Consider the following 24,204-nt stretch of genomic DNA (forward strand, 5'->3'; position numbering starts at 1 on the left):
GCGTGATAATAAATTAGATTTGAAAGGAGATCGACATGGGAATCAAGACATATAACCCATATACACCTTCTAGAAGACATATGACAGGATTAGATTTTGATGTGATCACAAAATCTACACCAGAAAAATCTCTGGTAAAATCCTTAAAGAAGAATGCAGGCCGCAACAACCAGGGTAAAATCACAGTAAGACATCGCGGCGGCGGATCTAGAAGAAAATACAGAATCATTGACTTTAAGAGAACAAAAGACGGTGTTCCTGCAAAGGTAACAGCGATCGAATATGATCCAAACAGAACAGCAAACATCGCATTATTAACATATGCAGATGGTGAAAAAAGATATATCATCGCTCCGAACAAATTAGCAGTTGGAACAACTGTTATGAACGGTCCGGAAGCGGAAATTAAAATTGGAAACTGCCTTCCACTGGCAAACATTCCGGTTGGTACTGAAATTCACAACATTGAAATGCATCCTGGAAAAGGCGGACAGTTAGTTCGTTCTGCAGGAAACTCAGCACAGCTGATGGCAAAAGAAGGAAAATATGCAACCCTTCGTCTTCCATCTGGTGAAATGAGAATGGTACCTGTTGTATGCCGTGCAACCATCGGACAGGTTGGAAACATCGAGCATGACCTTGTAAATATTGGTAAAGCGGGACGTAAACGTCACATGGGATTCCGCCCGACAGTCCGCGGTTCTGTTATGAACCCGAATGACCATCCACATGGTGGTGGAGAAGGTAAGACTGGTATTGGTAGACCGGGACCATGCACACCTTGGGGAAAACCTGCATTAGGACTCAAGACCCGCAAAAAAAACAAGCAGTCTAACAAGATGATCGTAAGAAGAAGAGATGGTAAAAACGTTAAATAGTACAAGGAGGTAACTTATGGCTCGTTCACTTAAAAAAGGACCATTTGCAGATAAGAGCTTACTTAAAAAAGTAGATGCTATGAACGAATCAGGAGACAAGAGTGTAATCAAAACATGGTCTCGTCGTTCCACAATCTTCCCATCATTCGTAGGACACACAATCGCTGTTCATGATGGAAGAAAACATGTGCCGGTATATATCACAGAAGATATGGTAGGACACAAACTTGGAGAGTTCGTTGCAACAAGAACTTTCCGCGGACATACAAAAGCTGAGAAAAAATCCGGAATGAGATAGAAATAATATTTGGAAGGAGGTTTCATTTCAATGGCAAAGAAATACAGCAGATCTCAGTATAAAAAAGAGAGAAATGCAAAGAAAGATACAAGACCGAAAGCTACATTAAGAAATGCTAGAGTGTCTACAACAAAAGCAGCCTTCGTGCTGGATGCAATCAGAGGAAAAGATGTAGAGACAGCGCTTGGAATTTTACTTTACAACCCAAGATATGCTTCAACATTAATTGAAAAGTTATTAAAATCTGCAATCGCTAACGCAGAAAACAATAACGGAATGGACCCAGAAAATCTTTATATTGCAGAGTGCTATGCAAATAAAGGACCTACAATGAAGAGAGTAAAACCTAGAGCGCAGGGAAGAGCTTATAGAATCGAACACAGAATGAGCCACATTACACTGGTGCTGGATGAAAGATAGAAGGAGGCAAACATGGGACAGAAAGTAAATCCTCATGGTCTGAGAGTCGGAATTATTAAAGATTGGGATTCTAGATGGTACGCAGAAGATGATTTTGCAGACAATCTTGTAGAAGACGACAAAATCAGAAAATATGTAAAGAAAAGATTATACAATGCCGGAATTTCAAAAATTGAAATTGAAAGAGCATCTGACAGAGTTAAATTAATCGTATATACAGCAAAACCGGGAGTTGTTATCGGTAAAGGCGGATCTTCTATTGAAGAATTGAAGAGACAGCTTCAGAAGATGACAGACAAGAAGCTTCTGATCGATGTAAAAGAAGTAAAGAGACCGGACAAAGACGCTCAGCTGGTTGCTGAGAACATTGCACAGCAGCTGGAAAATCGTATTTCTTTCCGTCGTGCAATGAAATCCTGCATGCAGCGCACAATGAGAGCTGGTGCATTAGGAATCAAGACAGCTGTATCCGGACGTTTAGGCGGAGCAGATATGGCTCGTACAGAATTTTACAGTGAAGGAACCATTCCTCTTCAGACACTCCGTGCAGATATCGATTACGGATTTGCTGAAGCAGACACAACCTATGGAAAAATCGGTGTTAAAACATGGATCTACCATGGTGAAGTACTTCCTACAAAAAATGCGGAAGGGGGAAATAAATAATGTTAATGCCAAAGAGAGTAAAACGTCGTAAACAGTTCCGCGGAAGCATGCGCGGAAAAGCGATGCGCGGTAATAAAATCACTTACGGTGAGTTCGGTATCGTGGCAACAGAGCCGGCATGGATCACAGCAAACCAGATCGAGGCAGCCCGTGTTGCTATGACTCGTTACATCAAACGTGGTGGTAAAGTTTGGATTAAGATTTTCCCAGATAAGCCGGTGACAGCACAGCCTGCTGAAACTCGAATGGGTAAAGGTAAAGGTAACTTGGAGTATTGGGTAGCAGTTGTAAAACCAGGAAGAGTTATGTTTGAGATTGCTGGCGTAAGCGAAGAAGTTGCAAGAGAAGCGCTGCGTCTTGCTGTTCACAAACTACCTGTAAAGTGTAAAATTGTTTCTCGTGAAGCTTTAGAAGGCGGTGACAACAGTGAAAACTAAGGATTTTGTAAAAGAGTTAAATAATAAGTCATTGGACGAATTAAATAATGAGCTAGTAGCTGCGAAAAAGGAATTATTCAATCTGAGATTCCAGAATGCAACAAATCAGCTTGAGAATACAAGCAGAATCAAAGAAGTAAGAAGAAATATCGCACGTATTCAGGGTGCGATTACAGCGAAAGCAAATGCTTAGTAAATTCGAAAGGAGGAGTTTGTTGTGGAAAGAAATTTAAGAAAAACCCGTGTAGGGAGAGTTATTAGTGATAAAATGGATAAGACAATCGTAGTCGCAATCGAAGACAACGTGAAGCATCCTTTATATAAGAAGATCGTTAAGAGAACTTATAAATTAAAAGCTCATGATGAGAATAACGAATGTAACATCGGAGATAGAGTAAAGGTTATGGAAACAAGACCTCTGTCCAAAGACAAGAGATGGAGACTTGTAGAAATTATCGAGAAAGCAAAATAATTTTGCTTGGTTGGAAAGGAGAAGAAAGGCATGATTCAGCAGGAGTCAAGACTTAGAGTAGCCGACAACACAGGAGCAAAAGAAATCCTTTGCATCCGTGTGTTAGGAGGATCTACCAGAAGATATGCTAACATTGGTGATGTGATTGTCGCTACGGTTAAAGATGCAACACCAGGCGGCGTTGTAAAAAAAGGTGACGTAGTCAGAGCAGTTGTCGTTCGTACAAAGAAAGGCGCTCGTCGTAAAGACGGTTCTTATATCAAATTTGACGAGAATGCTGCTGTAATTATTAAAGATGATATGAATCCAAGAGGAACTCGTATCTTTGGACCAGTGGCAAGAGAGCTTAGAGACAAGAAATTCATGAAGATTGTTTCATTAGCACCAGAAGTATTATAAGGAGGAAACACTGTGTCAGCAATTAAAATTAAAAAAGGCGATTTAGTAAAGATCATCGCTGGTAAAGATAAAGACAAAGAAGGCAAAGTAATTGCTGTTGATCAGAAGAATGGTAAGGTTACCGTAGAGGGAGCCAACATGATCACAAAGCATACTAAACCTAGCGCTGCAAACCAGCAGGGCGGAATCGTAAGCCAGGAAGGACCAATGGATGTTTCCAATGTAATGTATGTGCATAATGGAAAAACAACCAAGATTGGCTACAAAGTAGTTGATGGCAAAAAAGTTCGTGTTGCACGTGCAACAGGCGAAGTGATTGACTAATTAAGAGAGGAGGTTTACGCAGGTGAGTAGATTACATGAACAGTATAGCAACGAAATCGTAGATGCTATGACAAAAAAATTCGGATATAAAAATATTATGCAGGTACCAAAGCTTGAGAAAATCGTAATCAACATGGGCGTTGGTGAAGCAAAAGAAAATAAAAAAGCACTGGATACAGCGATCACTGATCTTGAGATCATCTCTGGACAGAAAGCTGTCGTAACAAGAGCGAAGAAATCTGTTGCGAACTTCAAACTGAGAGAAGGTATGCCAATCGGATGCAAGGTTACATTACGCGGTGAGAGAATGTATGAATTTGCAGATCGTCTGATCAATCTTGCACTGCCTCGTGTACGTGACTTCAGAGGAGTCAGCCAGAATTCTTTTGATGGACGAGGAAACTATGCATTAGGTATCAAAGAGCAGTTAATCTTCCCTGAAATCGAATATGATAAGGTAGATAAAGTAAGAGGTATGGACATTATCTTCGTTACAACTGCCAATACTGATGAAGAAGCTCGTGAATTATTAACCTTATTTGGTATGCCGTTTAAGAAATAGTTAGGAGGGTTCCCATGGCTAGAAAGTCAATGGTTGCAAAACAAAAAAGAAAAGCAAAATTCTCTACAAGAGAATATAGCCGTTGTAGAATCTGTGGACGTCCACATGCTTATTTAAGAAAATACGGAATTTGCAGGGTTTGCTTCCGTGAATTAGCATATAAAGGACAAATTCCAGGTGTCAAGAAGGCAAGCTGGTAAGAAGAAGGAAGGAGGAACACAAAAATGACAATGAGCGATCCAATTGCAGATATGCTTACAAGAATCCGTAACGCAAATACTGCGAAACATGATACAGTAGAAATTCCTGCTTCTAAGATGAAGACAGCGATTGCAGAAATCTTATTAAAAGAAGGTTTCATTAAAGCTTATGACATCAAGGAAGAAGGTTCATTCAGCACAATCGTAATCACATTAAAATATGGTGCTGATAAAAATGAAAAAATCATCACAGGACTTAAGAGAATCTCTAAACCAGGTCTTCGTGTATACGCAGGAGCAGAAGAGCTTCCTAGAGTATTAGGCGGACTTGGAATCGCGATCATCTCAACAAACAAAGGACTGTTAACAGACAAAGAAGCAAGAAAAGAAAACGTGGGTGGAGAAGTATTAGCATTTGTATGGTAGGCATTGAGCACTTGGCGGGAACGAGTGGAAACGAAGTTCGAGGTTAGTGTGAAAGCCCATCCCGAACCTTAACGAATCCAAGCCGAAGGCGCAGGATGAGTTTAGTTGAGGGATGATACCGCCGCTTAGTGAAAGCATGTAAAATGCAGTACTCAGACCATTCTGAAAACAGAAAGGGAGCGTCCCTTTCCGACAATTTAAGGAGGTAACCTATGTCTCGTATAGGTAGATTGCCAATCGATATCCCTGCAGGAGTAGAGGTAAAGATTGAAGAAGGAAATAAAGTGACTGTCAAAGGTCCGAAGGGAACATTAGAGAAATGTTTACCAGTTGAAATGACAATCAAAGTAGAAGATAATCAGGTTGTCGTAACAAGACCAAATGATTTAAAGAAAATGAAATCTTTACATGGTCTTACAAGATCATTAATTGCCAACATGATTACAGGTGTATCTGAAGGATACGAAAAGAAACTGGAAATTAACGGTGTTGGTTACAGAGCGCAGAAAAAAGGAAAAGAAATCACTTTCAACCTTGGTTTCTCTCATCCGGTTGTTATGACTGATCCGGAAGGCATCGAGACTGTTATGGAAGGTCAGAATGTCATTATCGTAAAAGGTATCGACAAAGAAAAAGTTGGACAGTATGCAGCTGAAATCAGAGAACTTAGAAAACCTGAACCTTACAAAGGAAAAGGTATTAAGTATGCTGATGAAGTGATCAGACGTAAAGTAGGAAAAACCGGGGCTAAATAAAGGAGTGATATAGGATGATTAGAAAAGAATCAAGAAGCAAGATTCGTGCGAAAAAGCATTATAAGCTTCGCAACAGAATCAATGGAACAAGCGAAAGACCTCGCTTAAGTGTATTTAGAAGTAATGATCATATGTACGCTCAGATTATTGACGACACTGTTGGAAATACATTAGTATCTGCTTCAACTACTCAGAAAGATGTAAAGGCAGAACTCAGCAAAACAAACGATGTTGCTGCTGCAAGCTATGTAGGTAAAGTAATTGCTGAAAGAGCTCTTGCAAAAGGCATTACAGAAGTTGTCTTTGATAGAGGCGGATTCATTTATCATGGTAAAATTGAAGCATTAGCAGATGCAGCTCGTGAAGCTGGTCTGAAATTCTAATAGGAGGAAGTCAAATGAAGCATACACTTATTGATCCTAGCCAGTTTGAGCTGGAAGATGCAGTCGTAGCCATCAAACGAGTTACAAAAGTCGTAAAAGGTGGCCGCAACATGAGATTCGCAGCACTGGTTGTTGTAGGAGATAAAAACGGTCATGTTGGTGCGGGATTAGGTAAAGCAGCTGAAATTCCGGAAGCAATCCGCAAAGGAAAAGAAGCAGCTATGAAGAGCCTGGTAGAAGTACCAATTGACGAAAAAGGAAGTATACCACACGACTTTACAGGTCGTTTCGGCGGAGCATCCGTATTATTAAAGACATCTCCAGAAGGTACTGGAATCATCGCCGGAGGTCCTTCTCGTCTTGTACTGGAGCTTGCAGGATATACAAATATCCGTTCAAAATCTTTAGGTTCCAACAACAAACAGAACGTTGTTCTGGCAACCATCGAAGGATTAAAGAACTTAAAAACTCCGGAAGAAGTAGCAAAACTGCGTGGTAAGTCAGTAGAAGAGCTCTTAGGATAGGAGGAAATCGAAAATGGCAGATAAATTAAAAATTACATTAGTGAAATCAACGATTGGTGCGATTCCGAAGCACAGAAAAACAGTAGAAGCTTTAGGACTGAAAAAGCTGAACAAGACTGTTGAACTTCCGGATAACGCAGCAACACGCGGAATGATTCACCAGGTAAAACATTTAGTTAAAGTAGAAGAAATCTAGTATATCCGGCAAGGAGGTGTATTTAGGAATGGAATTATCAAACTTACGCCCTGCAGAAGGATCTAAACACAGCGATGCGTTCAGAAGAGGACGTGGACATGGTTCAGGAAATGGAAAAACTGCAGGTAAAGGACATAAAGGACAGAAAGCTCGTTCAGGCGGTGGAGTAAGACCAGGATTCGAAGGTGGACAGATGCCGCTTTACAGACGTATTCCAAAGAGAGGTTTCAAATGCAGAAACTCTAAAGAAATCGTTGGAATCAACCTGTCTGCATTAGAAAGATTCGAAGATGGAGCTGACGTAACAGTTGCATCCCTGATCGAAGCAGGAATCGTTAAGAATCCAAGAGATGGTGTAAAAATCTTAGGAAATGGAGAGTTAACCAAAAAGCTGAATGTACAGGCAAACGCGTTCAGCGCAAGTGCAAAAGAAAAAATCGAAGCACTGGGCGGAAAAGCAGAGGTGATCTAATATGGCAAACGCTGTAGTCAGCGCTTTCAAAAACAAGCAATTAAGAAATAAACTGATATTTACGATACTGATATTAATTGTTGTGCGCTTTGGATCACAGCTGCCGATACCTGAGATTGACAGCGCGCAGATTAGTCTTTATCTGCAGATGGTACTGGGAGATTCTATCAGTCTTCTGAACTCCTTTACCGGCGGATCTTTTACACAAATGTCTATTTTTGCGTTAAGTGTAACGCCTTATATCACAGCATCCATCATCATGCAGCTGATGACCATTGTAATTCCTGCTCTGGAGGAAATGCAGAAGGACGGCGAAGATGGAAGAAAAAGGATGGCAAAGATTACAAGATATGTGACTCTCGTCCTTGCAGTGATCGAAGGCGGCGGCCTGTCAATCGGGCTGGCGAACAGAGGAGCCTTAGGCTTAGATTATACGAATTTCACCCTCGTCATCATGACAGTTGCTCTGACGGCAGGAGCCGTGCTTGTCATGTGGCTGGGTGAAAGGATTACAGAAAGCGGAATTGGAAATGGTATTTCCATTATCCTGCTTGTCAATATTGTTTCCGGAATGCCAAGTGATTTTTATTCCCTGTATACGCAGTTTATTTCAGGGAAAAAGATCGGGCCTGCAGTACTCGCGGGGGTCGTGATCGTAGCAGTCGTCCTGGCAATGGTTATCTTCGTAGTCATCTTGTCTGACGGAGAGAGACATATTCCGGTTCAGTATTCGAAAAAGATACAGGGAAGAAGGCTGGTGGGAGGACAGTCCAGCTACATTCCTCTGAAAGTTAATACCGCAGGAGTCATGCCGATCATTTTTGCCTCCTCCATTATGCAGTTTCCGATTATGCTGCAGAATCTGTTCAGTTATGAGAATAACGGATTCTTTGGAAAGGTATTAACAAGTTTAAATTCATCTACCTGGTTTGATGCCTCTCATCCAAAAAGGACGCTGGGTCTTTTGATCTATATTGTTCTGGTAGTGATGTTTGCATATTTCTATACGTCGATTACTTTTAATCCTCTGGAAATATCCAATAATATGAAAAAACAAGGAGGCTTTATTCCAGGAATCCGACCAGGAAAACCTACCGTTGATTACTTGAATAAGATATTAAAATATATTATTTTTATTGGGGCTGCAGGACTGACAATTGTTGCAGTGGTGCCATTCTTCTTTAATGGTGTGTTTGGTGCCAGCGTTTCGTTTGGAGGAACATCCATCATCATCGTTGTAGGAGTTATTCTAGAAACCATCAAACAAATAAAATCACAATTGTTGGTACAGAATTATTCTGGTTTTTTAAGCGAGTAAGTGTTAAGATAAGCTGTAGTTTCACTACAGCTTATTTGTGATTGAAAGGAGGATTTGTCACATGAAAATTATTATGTTGGGAGCACCGGGAGCCGGAAAAGGAACACAGGCAAAACAGATCGCAGAGGAATATGGGATCCCTCATATTTCTACCGGAGATATTTTCCGTGCCAACATCAAAGAAGGGACAGAGTTAGGAAAGAAAGCACAGGAATATATGGATCAGGGGCTGCTGGTTCCGGATGAACTGGTATGTGATCTGGTAGTTGACCGAATTCACAAAGATGACTGCGAAAAGGGATTCATTTTAGATGGATTCCCAAGGACGATTCCTCAGGCAGATGCCCTTGATCAGGCACTTGCAAAAGATGGAGAAGCAATTGAATACGCAATTGATGTGGAAGTTCCGGATGAGAATATCATCAGGCGAATGGCAGGACGCCGTTCCTGCAAAGAATGCGGTGCGATTTTCCATGTCGAATACAATCCTCCGAAAAAAGAAGGCTGCTGTGATGTATGCGGCGGAGAATTAGTCCTTCGTGATGACGATAAAGAAGAGACTGTAAAAAAACGTCTGGAAGTTTATCATGATCAGACAGCTCCGTTGATCGATCACTACAAGAAAGCAGGCTCTTTATATGAGGTGGACGGAACACAGGACATTGATGTAGTATTTAAGGAAATTAAATCCATTTTGGGAGCATAAGATATGGCGGTAACTATTAAATCAAAGCACGAAATCCAGTTGATGCGCGAAGCGGGCAAGAGACTGGAAGATGTTCATAATCAGCTGGCCGAGATCATTCGGCCAGGGATTTCCACTTTGGAAATCGATCAGTTTGGGGAAAAGGCGATCCGTGCTTACGGATGCATCCCGAATTTTTTAAACTATAACGGATATCCGGCATCCATTTGTGTATCTGTAAACGATGAGGTTGTTCACGGCATACCGAAAAAGAACCGCATTCTGCAGGAAGGCGACATCGTAAGTCTGGACGCGGGCTTGATTTATGAAGGATATCATTCCGATGCGGCAAGAACCTATGGAGTTGGAAAGATATCTGACGAGGCAGCCAGGCTGATCCGGGTTACAAGGGAAAGTTTTTTTGAAGGCATCAAGCTGGCACAGCCTGGGAATCATCTTTTTGATATCTCAGAAGCGATACAGAATCATGTGGAGAGCAATGGCTTTTCTATTGTAAGAGATCTGGTCGGTCATGGAATCGGAACACATCTTCATGAAGATCCGCAGATTCCTAATTTTAAGGAAAAACGGAAAGGAATGAAGCTGCGTCCGGGAATGACGCTTGCCATTGAGCCGATGGTAAATGAAGGCACCTTTGAGGTTGAATGGCTGGACGATGACTGGACGGTGGTAACAGCAGACGGAAGTCTGGCTGCTCACTATGAGAATACAATTGCGATCACAGAAGATGGATATGAAATATTAACATTATCTGATAAGGAGGATTAGGAAATGTCAAAATCAGAAGCAATTGAAGTAGAAGGAGTTGTATTGGAAAAACTTCCGAATGCAATGTTTAAAGTTGAGATTGAAGGCGGACATGTCATTCTTGCCCACATCAGCGGAAAACTTCGTATGAATTATATCAAGATCCTTCCGGGAGATAAGGTAACACTGGCATTATCTCCGTATGATTTATCCAAGGGAAGAATTATCTGGAGAGACAAATAAAAAAACTCTTGAAAAATAGAAAACATGATGATATAATTGTATCCGAACGTTTTTTGAAAGGTTTTTTGAAAGGAGAATTCAAGTGAAGGTTAGAGCATCAGTAAAACCAATTTGCGAAAAATGCAAGGTTATTAAAAGAAAAGGTTCTGTCAGAGTAATCTGTGAGAATCCAAAGCACAAACAGAGACAGGGATAATTTGCGGTTTTTGAAAAAAGCAAAGGGTCCTTGCCTTTGTGCGTCTATATATTGAATACAATATATAGATTTTTGTGGAACAGGGGAACTGTCCACAATACTATTTTAGCGGCTGCAGTATGAGGTGGGTACTGCTCATACTGATTATTTATAGATAGAAATAGGATTAAGGGAGAGACATATATGTCATTTCACCGTACGCGGATATATGGATCGAACTTAATAAAACAACTTAAAGAATTATTTTTGGAGGAAAAGAAAACATGGCTCGTATTTCAGGTGTTGATTTACCAAGAGAGAAGCGTGTAGAGATTGGTCTTACTTACATTTATGGAATTGGTCTGTCCAGCTCTAAACGTATTTTGGCAGAGGCAAATGTAGATCCTGATACTCGTGTTCGTGATCTGACTGACGACGAAGTAAAAAGACTGAGCGCAGTAATCAACGAAACACAGGTTGTAGAAGGTGATTTAAGAAGAGAAATCGCTCTTAACATTAAGAGATTAAAAGAAATTGGATGCTATAGAGGAAAACGTCACAGACAGGGACTTCCTTGCCGCGGACAGAAGACTAAGACTAACGCAAGAACACGTAAAGGTCCGAAGAAGACAGTAGCAAACAAGAAGAAATAGCAGGCGGCTGCAGCATGATACGCCCGGATGCATGGGCATTGCAGCATAAGATATTTCTTATTGCCTGAAACTTTGTGGAAATTGAAATGAAGAAAGAAAGGTATATGTAATTATGGCTAAAGTTACAAAGAAAAGTGCAAAAAAACGTGTGAAAAAGAATGTACAGCACGGACAGGCACATATTCAGTCATCTTTTAATAATACAATCGTTACATTAACAGATGCACAGGGAAATGCTCTTTCTTGGGCAAGCGCCGGTGGATTAGGATTCAGAGGATCCAAAAAATCTACACCATATGCAGCTCAGATGGCAGCTGAGACAGCTACAAAAGCAGCATTAGTGCATGGTCTGAAAACAGTAGACGTTATGGTGAAAGGTCCTGGATCAGGAAGAGAAGCAGCAATTCGTGCATTATCAGCAGCTGGACTTGAAGTTACAAGCATCCGCGACGTAACTCCTGTTCCACATAACGGATGTCGCCCACCAAAACGCAGAAGAGTTTAATTTAGGAGGATATGAAAAGATGGCAATTGATAGAACTCCAGTCTTAAAGAGATGCAGATCCTTAGGTTTAGATCCAGTCTTTTTAGGAATTGATAAAAAATCAAATAGATCATTAACAAGATCAAACAGAAAGAAGAGCGGATATGCCCTTCAGCTGACAGAAAAACAGAAAGCTAAGTTTATCTACGGCGTACTGGAAAAACCTTTCAGAAACTACTATACAAAAGCTGAAAGAATGAAAGGTCAGGCTGGTGCGAACCTGATGATGCTTCTGGAACTTCGTCTGGATAATGTACTGTTCCGCCTTGGATATGGAAGAACAAGAAAAGAGTGCAGACAGATCGTTGGACATAAGCATGTATTAGTAAACGGAAAACAGGTAAATATCCCGTCTTATCAGGTTAAAGTCGGAGATGTGATCGAAATCAAAGAAAAACATAGAAACTCTCCAAGATATAAAGAAATCTTAGAAATCACAGATGGAAGAATGGTTCCGGCTTGGTTAGAGGCTGATCATGAGAACTTTACAGGAACTGTAAAAGAACTTCCGACAAGAGATGAAATTGACGTACCAGTTAATGAAACATTGATCGTCGAGTTATATTCTAAATAATAACCCTCAATTAGATCCTAAGCCAGAAGGAGGGCCAATATGTTTGAATTTGAAAAACCAAATATTGAGATTAGTGAGATTTCAGAAGATAATCGTTTTGGACGTTTTGTTGTGGAACCGCTGGAGAGAGGATACGGTACAACTCTGGGCAATTCCCTGAGACGTATTATGCTGTCTTCCCTTCCGGGCGCAGCAGTAAGTTCCGTAAAGATCAAAGGTGTTCTTCATGAATTCAGCTCAATTCCGGGAGTAAAGGAAGATGTGCCTGAGATCATCATGAACATCAAATCACTGGCAATCAAAAACAACAGTTCATCCAATGAAGCAAAACAGGCTTACATTGAATTTACTGGAAGAGGTGTTGTGACTGCGGGAGATATCAAGGCAGACAGTGACATCGAGATTCTGAATCCAGATCAGGTCATTGCGACATTGAGCGATGAGAGCAGCAAACTGGATATGGAAATGACGATCACAAAAGGCCGTGGATATGTAGGCGCAGACAAAGCGGATAAAGAAGGCAAAGCTATCGATGAGATTGCGGTAGACGCCATCTATACACCGGTAGAGCGTGTGAATCTGAAGGTAGAGAACACCCGTGTCGGACAGATCACAGATTATGACAAACTGACACTGGATGTCTTTACAAATGGAACACTGACACCAGATGAATCTGTTAGTTTAGCAGCAAAAGTATTATGCGAACATTTGAACTTATTCGTAGATCTTTCTGAGAATGCCAAGACAGCAGAAGTCATGGTAGAAAAAGAAGACGATGAAAAAGAAAAAGTTCTTGAGATGAGCATTGACGAGCTGGAATTATCTGTTCGTTCTTACAACTGCCTGAAGAGAGCAGGAATCAATACAGTAGAAGAACTGACAAATAAGACTTCTGAAGATATGATGAAAGTCCGCAACCTTGGACGTAAATCTTTAGAAGAAGTTCTGGCAAAACTGAATGAACTGGGATTATCCTTAAGTTCAGGAGACGAATAATAACAAGATAACAGGAAGGAGACCCGCCTAGGCTGAAGGAAGAAGTAGGCAAGGCGAAAAATCACAGGAGGTCAAATTTAAAATGGCAAAATATAGAAAATTGGGAAGAACTTCTTCTCAGAGAAAAGCATTAATCCGTGCAGAAGTTACAAACCTGCTTCATCATGGAAAGATCATTACAACAGAAGCAAAAGCAAAAGAGATCCGCAAGGTTGCTGAAAAGCTGATCGCTCTGGCTGTAAGAGAAAAAGACAACTTTGAGACTGTAACAGTTGACGCAAAAGTTGCAAAGAAAGATGAAAACGGAAAACGTGTAAAAGAAGTTGTAGACGGAAAGAAAGTTACAGTATACGAGACAGTTCAGAAGGAAATCAAAAAAGATATGCCTTCTCGTCTCCATGCAAGAAGACAGATGCTGAAGGTATTATATCCTGTAACGGAAGTTCCTGCAGATGCAGCTGGTAAGAAAGCAAACACAAAGAAAGTAGACTTAACACAGAAATTATTTGATGAGTACGCACCAAAATATGCTGAACGCAACGGTGGATACACAAGAATCGTTAAAATCGCTCAGCGTAAAGGTGACGGAGCTTTAGAAGTATTACTTGAGTTAGTATAGGCATTGAACACTTGGCAGGTACAAGTCGCAGAGACAGTGCAAAAGCCGGTGTGAAAGTAAATTGAAAATTCCAAATCGACAACACATGAGAGTATTCCAGAATCTGGGATACTCTTTTTGTATTGACGTTTTTTCCCGAATATGCTACAAAATAGTTGTAACTATTAATATTACAACAAGGGAGGAAGTATGACAGCAGAAAAATGTCTGGAAATGTTAAGGGAAATTAAGGATGCAGCCTTTGCAACAGTAGATCAAAACGGAAGACCCCAGGTAAGAATCATTGATGTAATGCTGGCAGAGGATAGAGCGTTATATTTTTGTACTTCCCGGGGAAAAGATTTTTATCATCAGCTGATAGATAAGAAAGAAGCTGCCATTGTCGGAATGAATGAGAAATATCAGACTGTGCGCCTGAATGGTAAAATAGAAAAGCTGAAAGATCAGAAATACTGGATTGACAGGATTTTTGAAGAAAAAATTCACAAAAAGACGGTGCAGCTTCTGCAGATCGTTGACTTGCTTCAAAAACTTCTTCTTGCTATAATAGAACCCAATGAGTTAAGGAGAATTTTATGCCGATTTTAAATATAAAAAATTTGATTCATAAATATATGACCTATGATGATTCAGAAAAAAACCAGGAAATCCGGGCCATTGATGATGTGAGTTTTTCAGTGGAAAAAGGAGAGTTTATCGCAATTCTTGGAAGAAACGGTTCTGGCAAATCATCTCTTGCGAAGCATATCAACGGACTGCTCCTGCCGACGGAAGGAGCTGTCTATGTGAAAGGGATGGATACGAGGAATCAGGAAGAAATCCTGCAGATCCGCCAGAGCGCCGGCATCGTATTTCAGAATCCTGACAATCAGATTGTGGGGGCAGTTGTAGATGAGGATGTGGCATTTGGACCGGAAAATATGGGGCGGCCGACAGAAGATATCTGGAGGAGAGTGACCAAAGCTCTGGAAGATGTAGGAATGACTGCCTATAAGGAAGCAAGTCCCAACCGCCTGTCCGGGGGCCAGAAACAGCGGATCGCGATTGCAGGGATTATGGCAATGGAACCGGAATGTATCATTCTGGATGAGCCAACGGCGATGCTTGATCCTCAGGGACGGCAGCATGTTTTGTCACTGGTAAAAGAGCTGAATCAGGAAAAGAATATTACGATTCTTATGGTCACTCACCATATGGAAGAAGTTCTTCTGGCAGACAGAGTGATCGTAATGCAGGAAGGGAAAATAGCAGCGGATGGAACCCCAAAGGAAATCTTTTCACAGGTGGAAAAGCTCAAAAAGATCGGGCTGGAAGTTCCGCCTGCGGCAGAGCTGGCCTATGAATTACGAAAAGAAGGGATTCCATTGAAAGATCAGATCATAACAAAGGAAGAGCTGGTGGAAGAATTATGTCGATTCGTTTAGAAAATGTCAGTTATAAATATGATGAAAATACAAAAGAAAAAAGTTATGCCTTGAAAAATATCAAGCTGGAAATAAAGAAAGGCGAATTTGTTGGAATTGTCGGGCATACAGGATCTGGAAAATCAACATTGATTCAGCATCTGAACGGTCTGCTGAAACCATCTGGTGGGAAAGTATTCTATAATGAACGGGATATTTTTGAAACCGGATTTCCGCTTCGGGAGCTGCGGGGAAAAGTCGGAGTCTGCTTTCAGTATCCGGAATATCAGCTGTTCGAAGTGACAGTTCTGGATGACGTATGCTTCGGACCAATGAATTTTGGAAAAACGAGACAGGAGGCTGAAGAGATATCCCGAAGAGCACTTCTGGATGTAGGAATTGAAGAGAGCATTTTTCATAAATCTCCGTTTGAATTATCAGGAGGGCAAAGAAGAAGAGCTGCCATTGCAGGAATTCTGGCAATGGAGCCGGAATATTTTGTGCTGGATGAGCCGACGGCAGGGCTGGATCCGGCCGGAAGAGATCAGATACTGAATCTTTTAAAAGAGCTTCATGAGAAGAAAGGAATTGCGATCATCCTTGTGTCTCACAGCATGGAGGATGTGGCAGCCTGCGCAGACCGGGTGGTTGTTATGAGTCATGGAAAGATTTTATATGACGGCGATAAAAGGGAAGTATTTTCTCATGAAAAAGAACTCAAAGAAGTTGGTTTATCTGTTCCGTTTTACCGGTCTCTGGCAGGAGATCTGAGAGAACGGGGCTTTATGATACGGGAAGATGTACTGACTCTGGAAGAAACCAAAGACGCAATTATGGATATTTTAAGAAAGAAGCGAAACAATGCTTAGAGATATTACAATAGGACAATACTACAGGGCAGATTCACTGCTTCACCGGCTGGATCCGAGAGTGAAATTATTTGGGACACTTGTGTATGTAATTACTTTATTTCTGCATAAATCACCCGTGAATTATGTGATGTCCCTTATTTTTCTGATCACTGTCATTGCGATTTCAAAAGTACCGGTTTCCTACATTATAAAAGGGCTCCGTGCAATCGCGGTGATCTTGATCTTTTCAGTACTGATCAACATGCTGTTTATTGAAGAGGGAAAAGTGGTCATTGATATCGGATGGATCCAGATTACGGATGAAGGACTTGAGACTGCCTTTTATCTGGGAACCAGGCTGATCATGCTGGTGCTGGGAACATCTCTGTTAACATTTACCACCACGCCAAATCAGCTGACGGACGGTCTTGAAAAATCCCTGGGATTTTTAAACAAAATAAAAGTACCCGTTCATGTTATGGCAATGATCATGTCCATTGCCCTTCGGTTTATTCCTGTTCTGACAGAAGAACTGGATAAGATCATGAAAGCTCAGACGGCAAGAGGAATTGATTTTGAATCCGGAGGACTTTTAAAGAGGGTCAGGAGCATGGTGCCAATCGTTGTGCCGTTGTTTATTGCGGCCGTACGCAGAGCCAATGATCTTGCCATGGCAATGGAGTCAAGGTGTTACCATGGCGGTGAGGGAAGAACCAAATTAAGGCCTCTGGTTTATGGAAAAAGAGATCTGGCTGCTTATGCTGTGCTGATCATATTTACGATCTGGATGATTTATTTGAGTTTTTACAGTCCATGGAGATAGAAAATGAAACGAATTAAGTTGGAAGTAGCATATGACGGAACAAATTACTGCGGCTGGCAGATTCAGCCCAAAGATATTACGATTGAAAAGGTATTAAATGATAATCTGACCCAGCTTCTGGGAGAGGAAATTAAGGTAATCGGAGCCAGCAGAACAGATTCCGGTGTGCATGCGCTTGGAAATGTTGCAGTTTTTGACACAGAAAGCAGGATACCAGGGGAGAGAATGGCTCAGGCTCTGAATGCCAGACTTCCGGAAGATATTATCATTCAGTCTTCCAGAGAAGTGCCGCCGGATTTTCACCCAAGATTTCAGGATACGAGGAAAACATATGAATACAAATTTTATAATGCGCCGTATGATAATCCCATTACCCGCAGATACCATCATTTTGTATACGTTCCGCTGGATGTGGAAAAGATGAAAGAAGCAGCCCGCTATTTTCTCGGAGAACATTGTTTTATCAGCATGTGCAGCAGCCGTGCCCAGGTGACTTCTTATGTCCGAGAAATTTACTCCTGTGACATTATACAGCAGGGAAGATACATTACGATGCGGGTAACCGGAAGCGGTTTCCTCTATAATATGGTACGGCTGATGGCGGGAACTTTGCTGGAAGTCGGAAGAGGGAAAAAGGAACCGGAATGGGTAAAAGAAATTCTGGAATCAGAAGAAAGAGTTGCCGTGGGACCGAAGCTTCCGGCCAAAGGACTTACTTTGATCGGGATACAGTATGAAAATTTTGAGGAATAAAGAAAACAGAGATGGGAAATAGTTGGATTATTTTTCAGAAATTATTGGTATTATTTGGATTTATGCTTCTGGGAACCCTGGGGTATAAACGACGGTGGATCAGTGACGAGGGAGCTTCTCAGATTTCAAGACTGATTGTCAATATCTTTAATCCTGCGCTGATCGTTACCGGAATTACTTCATCGGAGGGGGCGTATTCGTGGACTTCTGTTTTAATGAATATACTGCTGGCGGTTATTTTGTTTGCTTCACTGATTGTAATCAGTCCGCTGTTTGTCAGAATTTTAAGAGTTAAAAAGAATGTAAGGAATATGTACAGTGTTATGCTGATTTTCTCTAATCTTGGATTTATGGGAATTCCTTTGATTGAAGCTCTCTATGGCAGGACGGCTGTATTTTATGTGGGAATGTACACGCTGGTATTTAACATATTGTTTTATACTTATGGATTTTATCTTTTTGAAAAGGAAAAAACATCAGGAAAAGTCCGTTTTCAATGGAAAAAACTGATCAATCCAGGGGTTTTTGCATGCCTGGTTTCACTGATGATTTTTTCGCTGCAGCTGGAAGTGCCGAAAACGGCAGCTGATTTTCTGGATTATCTTGGAGGGGCAGCAGTGCCTCTGTCCATGATGATGACAGGAGTTTCACTGGCGAAGATGTCTCTGAAGGATGTGTTTTCAGAATGGAAAATGTATCCATTTACTTTTCTTAAAATGCTGGTGATCCCGGCAGCTGCGGCACTGATTATTCATAAGTTTCAGGTAGATCCTGTTTTGGCAGGTATTATGATTCTGATGTATGGAATGCCAAACGGAAGTATGCCGGTTATGCTGGCTGTGGATTATGGAATGGACAGTTCCCTGTGCAGCAGAGGTATCGTGCTCACTACGCTGCTGTCACTGATTACGCTGCCGGCGGTGACCTGTCTGATCTAAATTTAAGACGCTGGATTCTGGAAAAAATCTATTGACACACCCGACTCTGTGTTATATAATATAAAACTGTGACATGAGGGAAAATACTACCCCAAAGCCCCGGTGGGAGTATTTGAATATAGACACAAGGATTGATAATATTAAGGAGGAACACCATGAAAAGTTTTATGGCCAGCCCATCAACAATTAAAAGAGAATGGTATGTAGTTGATGCTACAGGACATACATTAGGACGTTTGACATCAGAGATTGCTAAAATTTTAAGAGGAAAAAACAAACCAACATACACACCTCATATTGATACAGGTGATCATGTGATCGTTGTCAATGCTGACAAGATCAAAGTAACTGGTAAAAAATTAGACCAGAAGATTTACTATCGTCATTCTGACTATGTCGGTGGAATGAAAGAGCAGACATTAAGAGAAAAATTAGCAAAAAAACCTGAAGACGTAATTTATCTTGCAGTAAAGGGTATGCTTCCAAAAGGTCCTTTAGGAAGAAAGATGATTAAGAAGCTTCACGTATATGCAGGCCCAGAGCACAACAATCAGGCTCAGCAGCCAAAAGCATTAGAGATCAAGTATTAATTAGAAGGAGGACGAAGAAGTGGCTACAGCAAAATATTATGGAACCGGTAGAAGAAAAAGCAGTGTTGCCAGAGTATATTTAGTACCTGGAACTGGTAAGATCACAATCAATAAAAGAGACATTGATGAATATTTAGGATTAGAGACATTAAAAGTAGTTGTACGTCAGCCATTGGTTGCTACAGATACTCTTGATAAATATGATGTATTAGTAAACGTTCACGGTGGTGGATTTACAGGACAGGCTGGAGCAATCCGTCATGGTATTTCCAGAGCTTTATTACAGGTAGACGGAGATTTCCGTCCAGTACTGAAGAAAGCTGGATTCTTAACAAGAGACCCAAGAATGAAAGAAAGAAAGAAACCAGGTCTCAGAAAAGCACGTCGTGCACCACAGTTCTCAAAACGTTAAGCAAGCGTTAATCGGGATTACCCAAGAGATAACCGAACAGTTATTGAAATTGCAGGCAAACCCTGGAAACATCACGTTTCCGGGGTTTTTCTTTTCGCCCTGGAAACGCGGTGGAATGGGGGAAAACCGGGTGAAAATCACCGGATTAGCAGCGCGTTTGTAACACGTTTGCAACAAAAATATCTTTACTCAAGAGTCCTGTTTATGGCGTCAATCAGGATCCGTACATCCAGATGGGTGTAGACCTTTTCAGTCAGTGTCATGGCTCCGGAATGCCCCACAATTTTCTTGATGACCGTTTCCTGCACACCGGCTTCGGACAACATGGAGATACAGGTGTGGCGGGTGCAGTGCGGTGTCCGCTGGATACCGATCTGCTCCATCAGGGGTGTCCAGTAACTGTCAAAGTAGTTGCGGTACTTGAACGGTTTTCCGTCTTCTGTATGGAGAAGATATTCACATTCCGGGCAGGAGTTGTACCAGTTCCGGTAGAACGGGAGCAGCTTGTCGGCAATGGGCACTTTCCGGATACCGTTTTCTGTTTTGCTGTCGATCACATCAAAATACTGCTCATCCAGGTGTACATTTACTTTTTTCAGGGACAGGAATTCGGAAATCCGGGTGCCGTTATAGAGCAGCATGAGGACAATCTGGTAATACTTATCATCCTGCATGGTCCAGATCCTGTCGATCTCTTCCCTGGGAAATTTGTTCCTGCTGTGTTTGTTCGGGTTCCGGTCTTTGTACTGCACGATATCCACGTAGGTGGAATAATCTTTGTTGCAGATATCATTCTTCAGGGCAAATCCGTACAGCTGGTTAAACAGGATCTTTACTTTCTTCAGTGTCGGATAATTTTTGCCGCAGGTATCGATCACCTGCTGAAGATCCGCCAGTTTCAGGTCTTTGAAAACCCGGTGGTAAAGGAGGGTACAGGCCTTGTAGGAGGCTGTGTATCCTTTTACATTGCTTTCAGATACGGTCGGATATTTCTTCTTTGACCATTCTTCGTACACCTCGGAAAAAGTCATTTTTGCGGCTTTCGTATCATAAGGATTATGATTATAATCAGCCAGCATCTCCAGCCCTTCGGATTTTGTCCGGGCATAGCCGATGATAATATATTCTGCAATCTTCTTTTCTTTTACGGGATCGATCCGGTATCCTGTTGTCTTGCGGACCATATATGGTTTTCTCCGTTTTCCGGATAATTTCACTACACTTCCGTAGCCGTTTGGTAATTTCATTCAGTCATTGCTCCTTTCCTTTGAAGGACTTATGATCTGAACTGCTCCTTTAAAAAGGCGTTCCGGCGGCTGATGCGCTCTTCCTCTGTCAGTTCTTCCGTTTCCGTTTCGGATAACGGGACAGCTGCATAGTAGGCCAGTGTCTTGTCTTTCCAGTCCTGATAGGAACTGGCAGAATGGCCATATGCAGCATATTCCTCTCTGTTTTCCCTGAATTCTTCCAGGAATAAACACATATCTGCATTTTCAGAGGACGACAGGTCTTTGCCGTTGAAGGTAATGGAGCACTCCCAGCGGTCGTGTTCCGGCGGACGTTTCACATCAATCCGGAAGCCGAGCTCCCGGATCTGATCCAGCTGGAAGAGAAACTGCATGACGTCTGCCATATTGGTCAGCGGCTTCTCCTGCGTGTCATAGCCGGTCAGATAAGTAGAAGTGGTGTCCAGTACCCCGGCAAGTTCGTTGATCATGGCGAGCGATACTTCAATCTCTCCGCTTTCGTATTTCTGGATTGTGCGGAGGGATTTGCCAAGTGCGGCTGCCAGCTGCGTCTGATTCATGCCTTTTTGTTTTCGGGCAGTCCGGATTCTCAGTCCGATCTGTTTCGTATCATGTTTCATGATTGAATTCACCTCTCTTTCGTCCATCTTATCATATTAAAATACGAATTACAAGTGCGGATTTTTAGAAATATATCTTGACGCACGCAATTTTAATGCGTATAATAAAATACGAACTAATAGTGCGGTTCGCGTGTAGAGAAAGGAAATAGCAAGAATAAAAGTGCACTAAAAATACGGATATCGAATCCGGAAGGAGGTGAAGATAATGGAAAAGAAAATGTATGTGGAGCTGCCGCCGTTTACAGGCAGAAATGTTCCGATCAAAGAGATCGCCCGGGCAATGGGAAAAGATCCTCATTATGTGAGGCTTGCCATCCAGCAGGGTGTCGTCAAGTTCGGTGTGGCGATGAAAGTGGGGGACGCCAGCGAATTCAGTTATTACTGCCCGGACCGTAAAGTCTGGGAAGAAACCGGATACTTCCGGGATGTGACAAAAGAAAAAGCCCATGCATGATCGCACGGGCAAATTCTCCAGAGGTATTGCTACACTCTGACCTAGCAACTCAAGTATAGCAAATACCTCTGCGAGATACAATGAAAAATTTCAGCAGAGGAGGTTATAAGTGAATATATTTCAGGAAGTAAAATCATACGTTACCGCAAGGCAGGCGGCGGAGCAGTACGGGATCCGGGTCGGCAGGAACCAGATGGCATGCTGTCCGTTTCATGACGATCATCATCCCAGCATGAAAATTGATACTAATTATTACTGTTTTGCCTGCGGAGCAAAAGGAGATGTGATCGGGTTGACCGCAGGGCTGTTTGGTCTGTCGCCTTACGAAGCGGCCAGCAAACTGATCGCAGATTTTCAGCTGCCGTTGACAGCAGAGAAGTGTCAGGAAAGACGAAAAAAATACAGAAACAGGAATCCGGTTTCTGTCAAAGAGAAGATGACAGACTGGCACCGGCATGCGGTAAAAGTCCTGACCGACTATCTGTCATGGATCCGGTTCTGGAAACGGTTCTACGGATTGGAACCGGACGCCTTTGAGCAGGAACAATTTCTGGAGGCGTTGGAAAACGAGAGGAAGATCAATGATTATCTGGATATTCTTCTGGCCGGAAGCGGAGAAGAAATTGCAGAATTCTTTATCTGTAAGCGGAAGGAGGTGGCGGAGATTGAGCAGCATGTGGAACGATATCAGCGAAGAGTCCATGCGGAAATTAAAGCGTATTGCAGAAAATGAAATGCTGACTCAGGAAGAAATCCGGGAGAACCTGGACGTGACAGAGAAAGGCAAGATCCGTCAGTCGATCCAGAACTGCAAATATGCGCTGGAGCATGATCCGTATCTGCAGGGAGCAATTTGCAGAAATGAAATGACCTGCCAGATCGATATTATGAAAAAGGTTCCATGGAAACGCCGGGGCGTCCAGATGACGGATACGGATATGAACAATCTGTCCCTTTATCTGGAAAAGAATTACGGATTGACCAGTGACAGGGTGATCGCCAAGGCGGTGGATATTGTGGCAAACGATAACAGCTTCCATCCCATTATTGATCTGCTGGAAAGCCTGACCTGGGACGGAACGCCGAGGATTCACAACATGCTCAACCATTTCTTCGGGGCGTCTGATCCGGAGTATTCCGGTGAGATCATGAAAATGCATATGCTGGCGGCCATCAGCCGTCTGTATGACCCGGGGAAGAAATATGATATCATGCTCTGTCTGGTGGGCGGACAGGGAACCGGGAAATCTACATTTTTCAAATATCTGGCGATCCGGGATGAATGGTTTACCGATGATGTGAAACGTTTAGACGATAAGCGGGTTTATGAGTATCTGCAGGGACACTGGATCGTGGAAATGTCAGAAATGAACGCGGTGGCCAATGCCAGGAGTATTGAGGAAACAAAATCATTCCTGAGCAGACAGAAGGACACCTATCGGATCCCTTATGAGAGACGGGCAGAAGACCGGTACCGGCAGTGTGTATTCTGCGGAACTTCCAATGATCTTGCATTCCTGCCCTTTGACAGGACAGGTAACCGCCGGTTCGGACCGGTCAGAGTATGCCCGGAAAAAGCAGAAACGACCATTTACAGTAATGAGAAAGAGTCCAGGGAATACATCCTGCAGGCATGGGCGGAAGCCATGGAGATCTACCGCAGCGGAGATTTTTCCCTCACATTCTCGCCGGATATGGAAGATTATGTGAAAGCACTCCAGAAAGAGTTTATGCCGGAAGATACCCAGACGGGCATGATCCAGGCGTTCCTGGACCGTTATGAGGAAGACTATGTATGTTCTACCATCATTTATCAGGAAGTGTTCCACCATGAAGGGATGGTGCCGAAATGGCAGTCCAAAGAGATTGGCGACCTGATGGATAATGAGATCATCGGATGGGAAAAACACGGGACACACCGGTTCCCGGGAAGCCTTGGAACTCAGCGTTCCTGGAAACGGATCCATCCGAAAAAAGACGGGGACGGCTTTATAAATATAGATGAAAATACAGAGCTGCCCTTTGAATAAAAGATAACTTTTAAAATGTTTTGAGCCTTGTTTACAAAAGTTTGTTTACACAAAAATGAGAAATCTGTAAACAAGAACCTGTAAACAGGATGA

General features: G+C 42.2%; 40 protein-coding genes. 38 read left to right on the forward strand and 2 right to left on the reverse strand.

Annotated elements, in window-relative coordinates; all coding sequences use genetic code 11:
* The first annotated feature begins 35 nt into the window (after positions 1-35).
* The 35 genes from rplB to rpsI all read left to right on the forward strand — a co-directional run bounded on the left by rplB (position 36) and on the right by rpsI (position 19,757).
* Positions 36-878: a 50S ribosomal protein L2 gene (gene rplB, locus JMF81_RS10670; RefSeq protein WP_201311443.1), complete on the forward strand. Its 843-nt coding sequence runs from the start codon at positions 36-38 to the stop codon at positions 876-878.
* A gap of 16 nt (positions 879-894) precedes the next feature.
* Positions 895-1,176 (forward strand): 30S ribosomal protein S19, encoded by a 282-nt coding sequence (rpsS, locus tag JMF81_RS10675; protein ID WP_201311444.1) that lies wholly within the window; start codon positions 895-897, stop codon positions 1,174-1,176.
* 30 nt (positions 1,177-1,206) lie between these two features.
* On the forward strand, positions 1,207-1,596 hold the full coding sequence (gene rplV / locus JMF81_RS10680; protein ID WP_201311445.1) for a 50S ribosomal protein L22: 390 nt from the start codon (positions 1,207-1,209) through the stop codon (positions 1,594-1,596).
* 12 nt (positions 1,597-1,608) lie between these two features.
* Positions 1,609-2,262, forward strand: a complete 654-nt coding sequence (gene rpsC, locus JMF81_RS10685) for a 30S ribosomal protein S3 (protein ID WP_201311446.1) — start codon at positions 1,609-1,611, stop codon at positions 2,260-2,262.
* Entirely contained in the window at positions 2,262-2,699 is a 438-nt protein-coding gene (rplP, locus tag JMF81_RS10690) for a 50S ribosomal protein L16 (RefSeq protein WP_201311447.1), read from the forward strand. The genes rpsC and rplP overlap by 1 nt, the downstream gene beginning before the upstream one ends.
* Entirely contained in the window at positions 2,689-2,892 is a 204-nt protein-coding gene (rpmC, locus tag JMF81_RS10695; protein WP_075760120.1) for a 50S ribosomal protein L29, read from the forward strand. The genes rplP and rpmC overlap by 11 nt, the downstream gene beginning before the upstream one ends.
* 24 nt (positions 2,893-2,916) lie before the next feature.
* Positions 2,917-3,171, forward strand: coding sequence for a 30S ribosomal protein S17 (gene rpsQ / locus JMF81_RS10700; RefSeq protein WP_201311448.1), 255 nt, complete (start codon positions 2,917-2,919; stop codon positions 3,169-3,171).
* Between the two features lie 30 nt (positions 3,172-3,201).
* On the forward strand, positions 3,202-3,570 hold the full coding sequence (rplN, locus tag JMF81_RS10705) for a 50S ribosomal protein L14 (RefSeq protein ID WP_009264114.1): 369 nt from the start codon (positions 3,202-3,204) through the stop codon (positions 3,568-3,570).
* A 12-nt stretch (positions 3,571-3,582) separates the two neighbouring features.
* Positions 3,583-3,894 carry a 50S ribosomal protein L24 gene (gene rplX / locus JMF81_RS10710; protein ID WP_243282609.1) on the forward strand — a complete coding sequence of 104 codons (312 nt, stop codon included), beginning with the start codon at positions 3,583-3,585 and terminating at the stop codon, positions 3,892-3,894.
* 22 nt (positions 3,895-3,916) lie between these two features.
* Positions 3,917-4,456: a 50S ribosomal protein L5 gene (gene rplE / locus JMF81_RS10715; protein WP_201311449.1), complete on the forward strand. Its 540-nt coding sequence runs from the start codon at positions 3,917-3,919 to the stop codon at positions 4,454-4,456.
* A gap of 14 nt (positions 4,457-4,470) precedes the next feature.
* The gene (locus tag JMF81_RS10720; protein ID WP_201311450.1) at positions 4,471-4,656 is read left to right on the forward strand and encodes a type Z 30S ribosomal protein S14; all 186 of its coding nucleotides are present in this window, start codon (positions 4,471-4,473) and stop codon (positions 4,654-4,656) included.
* A 24-nt stretch (positions 4,657-4,680) separates the two neighbouring features.
* Entirely contained in the window at positions 4,681-5,082 is a 402-nt protein-coding gene (gene rpsH, locus JMF81_RS10725) for a 30S ribosomal protein S8 (protein ID WP_201311451.1), read from the forward strand.
* A gap of 212 nt (positions 5,083-5,294) precedes the next feature.
* Entirely contained in the window at positions 5,295-5,837 is a 543-nt protein-coding gene (gene rplF / locus JMF81_RS10730; RefSeq protein ID WP_201311452.1) for a 50S ribosomal protein L6, read from the forward strand.
* A gap of 14 nt (positions 5,838-5,851) precedes the next feature.
* Complete coding sequence (rplR, locus tag JMF81_RS10735) at positions 5,852-6,220, forward strand: 50S ribosomal protein L18 (protein WP_201311453.1); 369 nt, start codon at positions 5,852-5,854, stop codon at positions 6,218-6,220.
* A 14-nt stretch (positions 6,221-6,234) separates the two neighbouring features.
* The gene (rpsE, locus tag JMF81_RS10740) at positions 6,235-6,744 is read left to right on the forward strand and encodes a 30S ribosomal protein S5 (RefSeq protein ID WP_201311454.1); all 510 of its coding nucleotides are present in this window, start codon (positions 6,235-6,237) and stop codon (positions 6,742-6,744) included.
* A 13-nt stretch (positions 6,745-6,757) separates the two neighbouring features.
* Positions 6,758-6,940: a 50S ribosomal protein L30 gene (rpmD, locus tag JMF81_RS10745; RefSeq protein WP_201311455.1), complete on the forward strand. Its 183-nt coding sequence runs from the start codon at positions 6,758-6,760 to the stop codon at positions 6,938-6,940.
* A gap of 28 nt (positions 6,941-6,968) precedes the next feature.
* Positions 6,969-7,412: a 50S ribosomal protein L15 gene (gene rplO / locus JMF81_RS10750; RefSeq protein ID WP_201311456.1), complete on the forward strand. Its 444-nt coding sequence runs from the start codon at positions 6,969-6,971 to the stop codon at positions 7,410-7,412.
* Position 7,413: 1 nt separating this feature from the next.
* Positions 7,414-8,730, forward strand: a complete 1,317-nt coding sequence (gene secY, locus JMF81_RS10755) for a preprotein translocase subunit SecY (protein WP_201311457.1) — start codon at positions 7,414-7,416, stop codon at positions 8,728-8,730.
* A 61-nt stretch (positions 8,731-8,791) separates the two neighbouring features.
* Complete coding sequence (locus JMF81_RS10760) at positions 8,792-9,436, forward strand: adenylate kinase (RefSeq protein WP_201311458.1); 645 nt, start codon at positions 8,792-8,794, stop codon at positions 9,434-9,436.
* Positions 9,437-9,439: 3 nt separating this feature from the next.
* Positions 9,440-10,204 (forward strand): type I methionyl aminopeptidase, encoded by a 765-nt coding sequence (gene map, locus JMF81_RS10765; RefSeq protein WP_201311459.1) that lies wholly within the window; start codon positions 9,440-9,442, stop codon positions 10,202-10,204.
* Between the two features lie 3 nt (positions 10,205-10,207).
* Positions 10,208-10,426 (forward strand): translation initiation factor IF-1, encoded by a 219-nt coding sequence (infA, locus tag JMF81_RS10770; protein WP_201311460.1) that lies wholly within the window; start codon positions 10,208-10,210, stop codon positions 10,424-10,426.
* An 82-nt stretch (positions 10,427-10,508) separates the two neighbouring features.
* On the forward strand, positions 10,509-10,622 hold the full coding sequence (rpmJ, locus tag JMF81_RS10775; RefSeq protein WP_009203726.1) for a 50S ribosomal protein L36: 114 nt from the start codon (positions 10,509-10,511) through the stop codon (positions 10,620-10,622).
* Between the two features lie 263 nt (positions 10,623-10,885).
* The gene (rpsM, locus tag JMF81_RS10780) at positions 10,886-11,254 is read left to right on the forward strand and encodes a 30S ribosomal protein S13 (RefSeq protein ID WP_201311461.1); all 369 of its coding nucleotides are present in this window, start codon (positions 10,886-10,888) and stop codon (positions 11,252-11,254) included.
* A 112-nt stretch (positions 11,255-11,366) separates the two neighbouring features.
* On the forward strand, positions 11,367-11,759 hold the full coding sequence (gene rpsK / locus JMF81_RS10785; RefSeq protein ID WP_075760136.1) for a 30S ribosomal protein S11: 393 nt from the start codon (positions 11,367-11,369) through the stop codon (positions 11,757-11,759).
* 19 nt (positions 11,760-11,778) lie between these two features.
* A complete protein-coding gene (gene rpsD, locus JMF81_RS10790; RefSeq protein ID WP_201311462.1) occupies positions 11,779-12,372 on the forward strand; it encodes a 30S ribosomal protein S4 in 594 nt (197 codons plus the stop codon).
* Positions 12,373-12,411: 39 nt separating this feature from the next.
* Positions 12,412-13,368: a DNA-directed RNA polymerase subunit alpha gene (locus JMF81_RS10795; protein WP_201311463.1), complete on the forward strand. Its 957-nt coding sequence runs from the start codon at positions 12,412-12,414 to the stop codon at positions 13,366-13,368.
* Between the two features lie 82 nt (positions 13,369-13,450).
* On the forward strand, positions 13,451-13,987 hold the full coding sequence (locus JMF81_RS10800; RefSeq protein WP_201311464.1) for a bL17 family ribosomal protein: 537 nt from the start codon (positions 13,451-13,453) through the stop codon (positions 13,985-13,987).
* Between the two features lie 189 nt (positions 13,988-14,176).
* Positions 14,177-14,575, forward strand: a complete 399-nt coding sequence (locus tag JMF81_RS10805) for a pyridoxamine 5'-phosphate oxidase family protein (RefSeq protein ID WP_201311465.1) — start codon at positions 14,177-14,179, stop codon at positions 14,573-14,575.
* Positions 14,563-15,411 carry an energy-coupling factor transporter ATPase gene (locus JMF81_RS10810; RefSeq protein ID WP_201311466.1) on the forward strand — a complete coding sequence of 283 codons (849 nt, stop codon included), beginning with the start codon at positions 14,563-14,565 and terminating at the stop codon, positions 15,409-15,411. Before JMF81_RS10805 ends, JMF81_RS10810 begins: the two co-directional genes overlap by 13 nt.
* Positions 15,396-16,259, forward strand: a complete 864-nt coding sequence (locus JMF81_RS10815) for an energy-coupling factor transporter ATPase (protein WP_201311467.1) — start codon at positions 15,396-15,398, stop codon at positions 16,257-16,259. The genes JMF81_RS10810 and JMF81_RS10815 overlap by 16 nt, the downstream gene beginning before the upstream one ends.
* A complete protein-coding gene (locus tag JMF81_RS10820) occupies positions 16,252-17,064 on the forward strand; it encodes an energy-coupling factor transporter transmembrane component T family protein (protein WP_201311468.1) in 813 nt (270 codons plus the stop codon). Before JMF81_RS10815 ends, JMF81_RS10820 begins: the two co-directional genes overlap by 8 nt.
* 3 nt (positions 17,065-17,067) lie before the next feature.
* Entirely contained in the window at positions 17,068-17,817 is a 750-nt protein-coding gene (truA, locus tag JMF81_RS10825) for a tRNA pseudouridine(38-40) synthase TruA (RefSeq protein ID WP_201311469.1), read from the forward strand.
* Between the two features lie 11 nt (positions 17,818-17,828).
* Complete coding sequence (locus JMF81_RS10830) at positions 17,829-18,755, forward strand: AEC family transporter (protein ID WP_201311470.1); 927 nt, start codon at positions 17,829-17,831, stop codon at positions 18,753-18,755.
* A 155-nt stretch (positions 18,756-18,910) separates the two neighbouring features.
* A complete protein-coding gene (gene rplM / locus JMF81_RS10835; RefSeq protein WP_201311471.1) occupies positions 18,911-19,345 on the forward strand; it encodes a 50S ribosomal protein L13 in 435 nt (144 codons plus the stop codon).
* A 19-nt stretch (positions 19,346-19,364) separates the two neighbouring features.
* Positions 19,365-19,757: a 30S ribosomal protein S9 gene (gene rpsI / locus JMF81_RS10840; protein WP_201311472.1), complete on the forward strand. Its 393-nt coding sequence runs from the start codon at positions 19,365-19,367 to the stop codon at positions 19,755-19,757.
* Between the two features lie 185 nt (positions 19,758-19,942).
* Here rpsI and JMF81_RS10845 read toward each other — a convergent pair whose 3' ends face one another.
* Both JMF81_RS10845 and JMF81_RS10850 read right to left on the reverse strand, forming a co-directional pair.
* Complete coding sequence (locus JMF81_RS10845; RefSeq protein WP_201311473.1) at positions 19,943-21,004, reverse strand: tyrosine-type recombinase/integrase; 1,062 nt, start codon at positions 21,002-21,004, stop codon at positions 19,943-19,945.
* 29 nt (positions 21,005-21,033) lie between these two features.
* Positions 21,034-21,624 carry a helix-turn-helix domain-containing protein gene (locus tag JMF81_RS10850; RefSeq protein WP_070087365.1) on the reverse strand — a complete coding sequence of 197 codons (591 nt, stop codon included), beginning with the start codon at positions 21,622-21,624 and terminating at the stop codon, positions 21,034-21,036.
* Between the two features lie 208 nt (positions 21,625-21,832).
* Here JMF81_RS10850 and JMF81_RS10855 point away from each other — a divergent pair, with 208 nt between their 5' ends.
* From JMF81_RS10855 to JMF81_RS10865, 3 genes are all read left to right on the forward strand, one after another.
* On the forward strand, positions 21,833-22,081 hold the full coding sequence (locus JMF81_RS10855) for a hypothetical protein (RefSeq protein ID WP_070087366.1): 249 nt from the start codon (positions 21,833-21,835) through the stop codon (positions 22,079-22,081).
* Positions 22,082-22,190: 109 nt separating this feature from the next.
* Positions 22,191-22,814 carry a CHC2 zinc finger domain-containing protein gene (locus tag JMF81_RS10860; RefSeq protein ID WP_201311474.1) on the forward strand — a complete coding sequence of 208 codons (624 nt, stop codon included), beginning with the start codon at positions 22,191-22,193 and terminating at the stop codon, positions 22,812-22,814.
* The gene (locus tag JMF81_RS10865; protein WP_446681712.1) at positions 22,783-24,111 is read left to right on the forward strand and encodes a VapE domain-containing protein; all 1,329 of its coding nucleotides are present in this window, start codon (positions 22,783-22,785) and stop codon (positions 24,109-24,111) included. The genes JMF81_RS10860 and JMF81_RS10865 overlap by 32 nt, the downstream gene beginning before the upstream one ends.
* Positions 24,112-24,204 lie beyond the last annotated feature (93 nt).

The organism is Anaerostipes butyraticus (assembly GCF_016586355.1).
GTDB classification, from domain to species: Bacteria; Bacillota; Clostridia; order Lachnospirales; family Lachnospiraceae; genus Anaerostipes; species Anaerostipes butyraticus.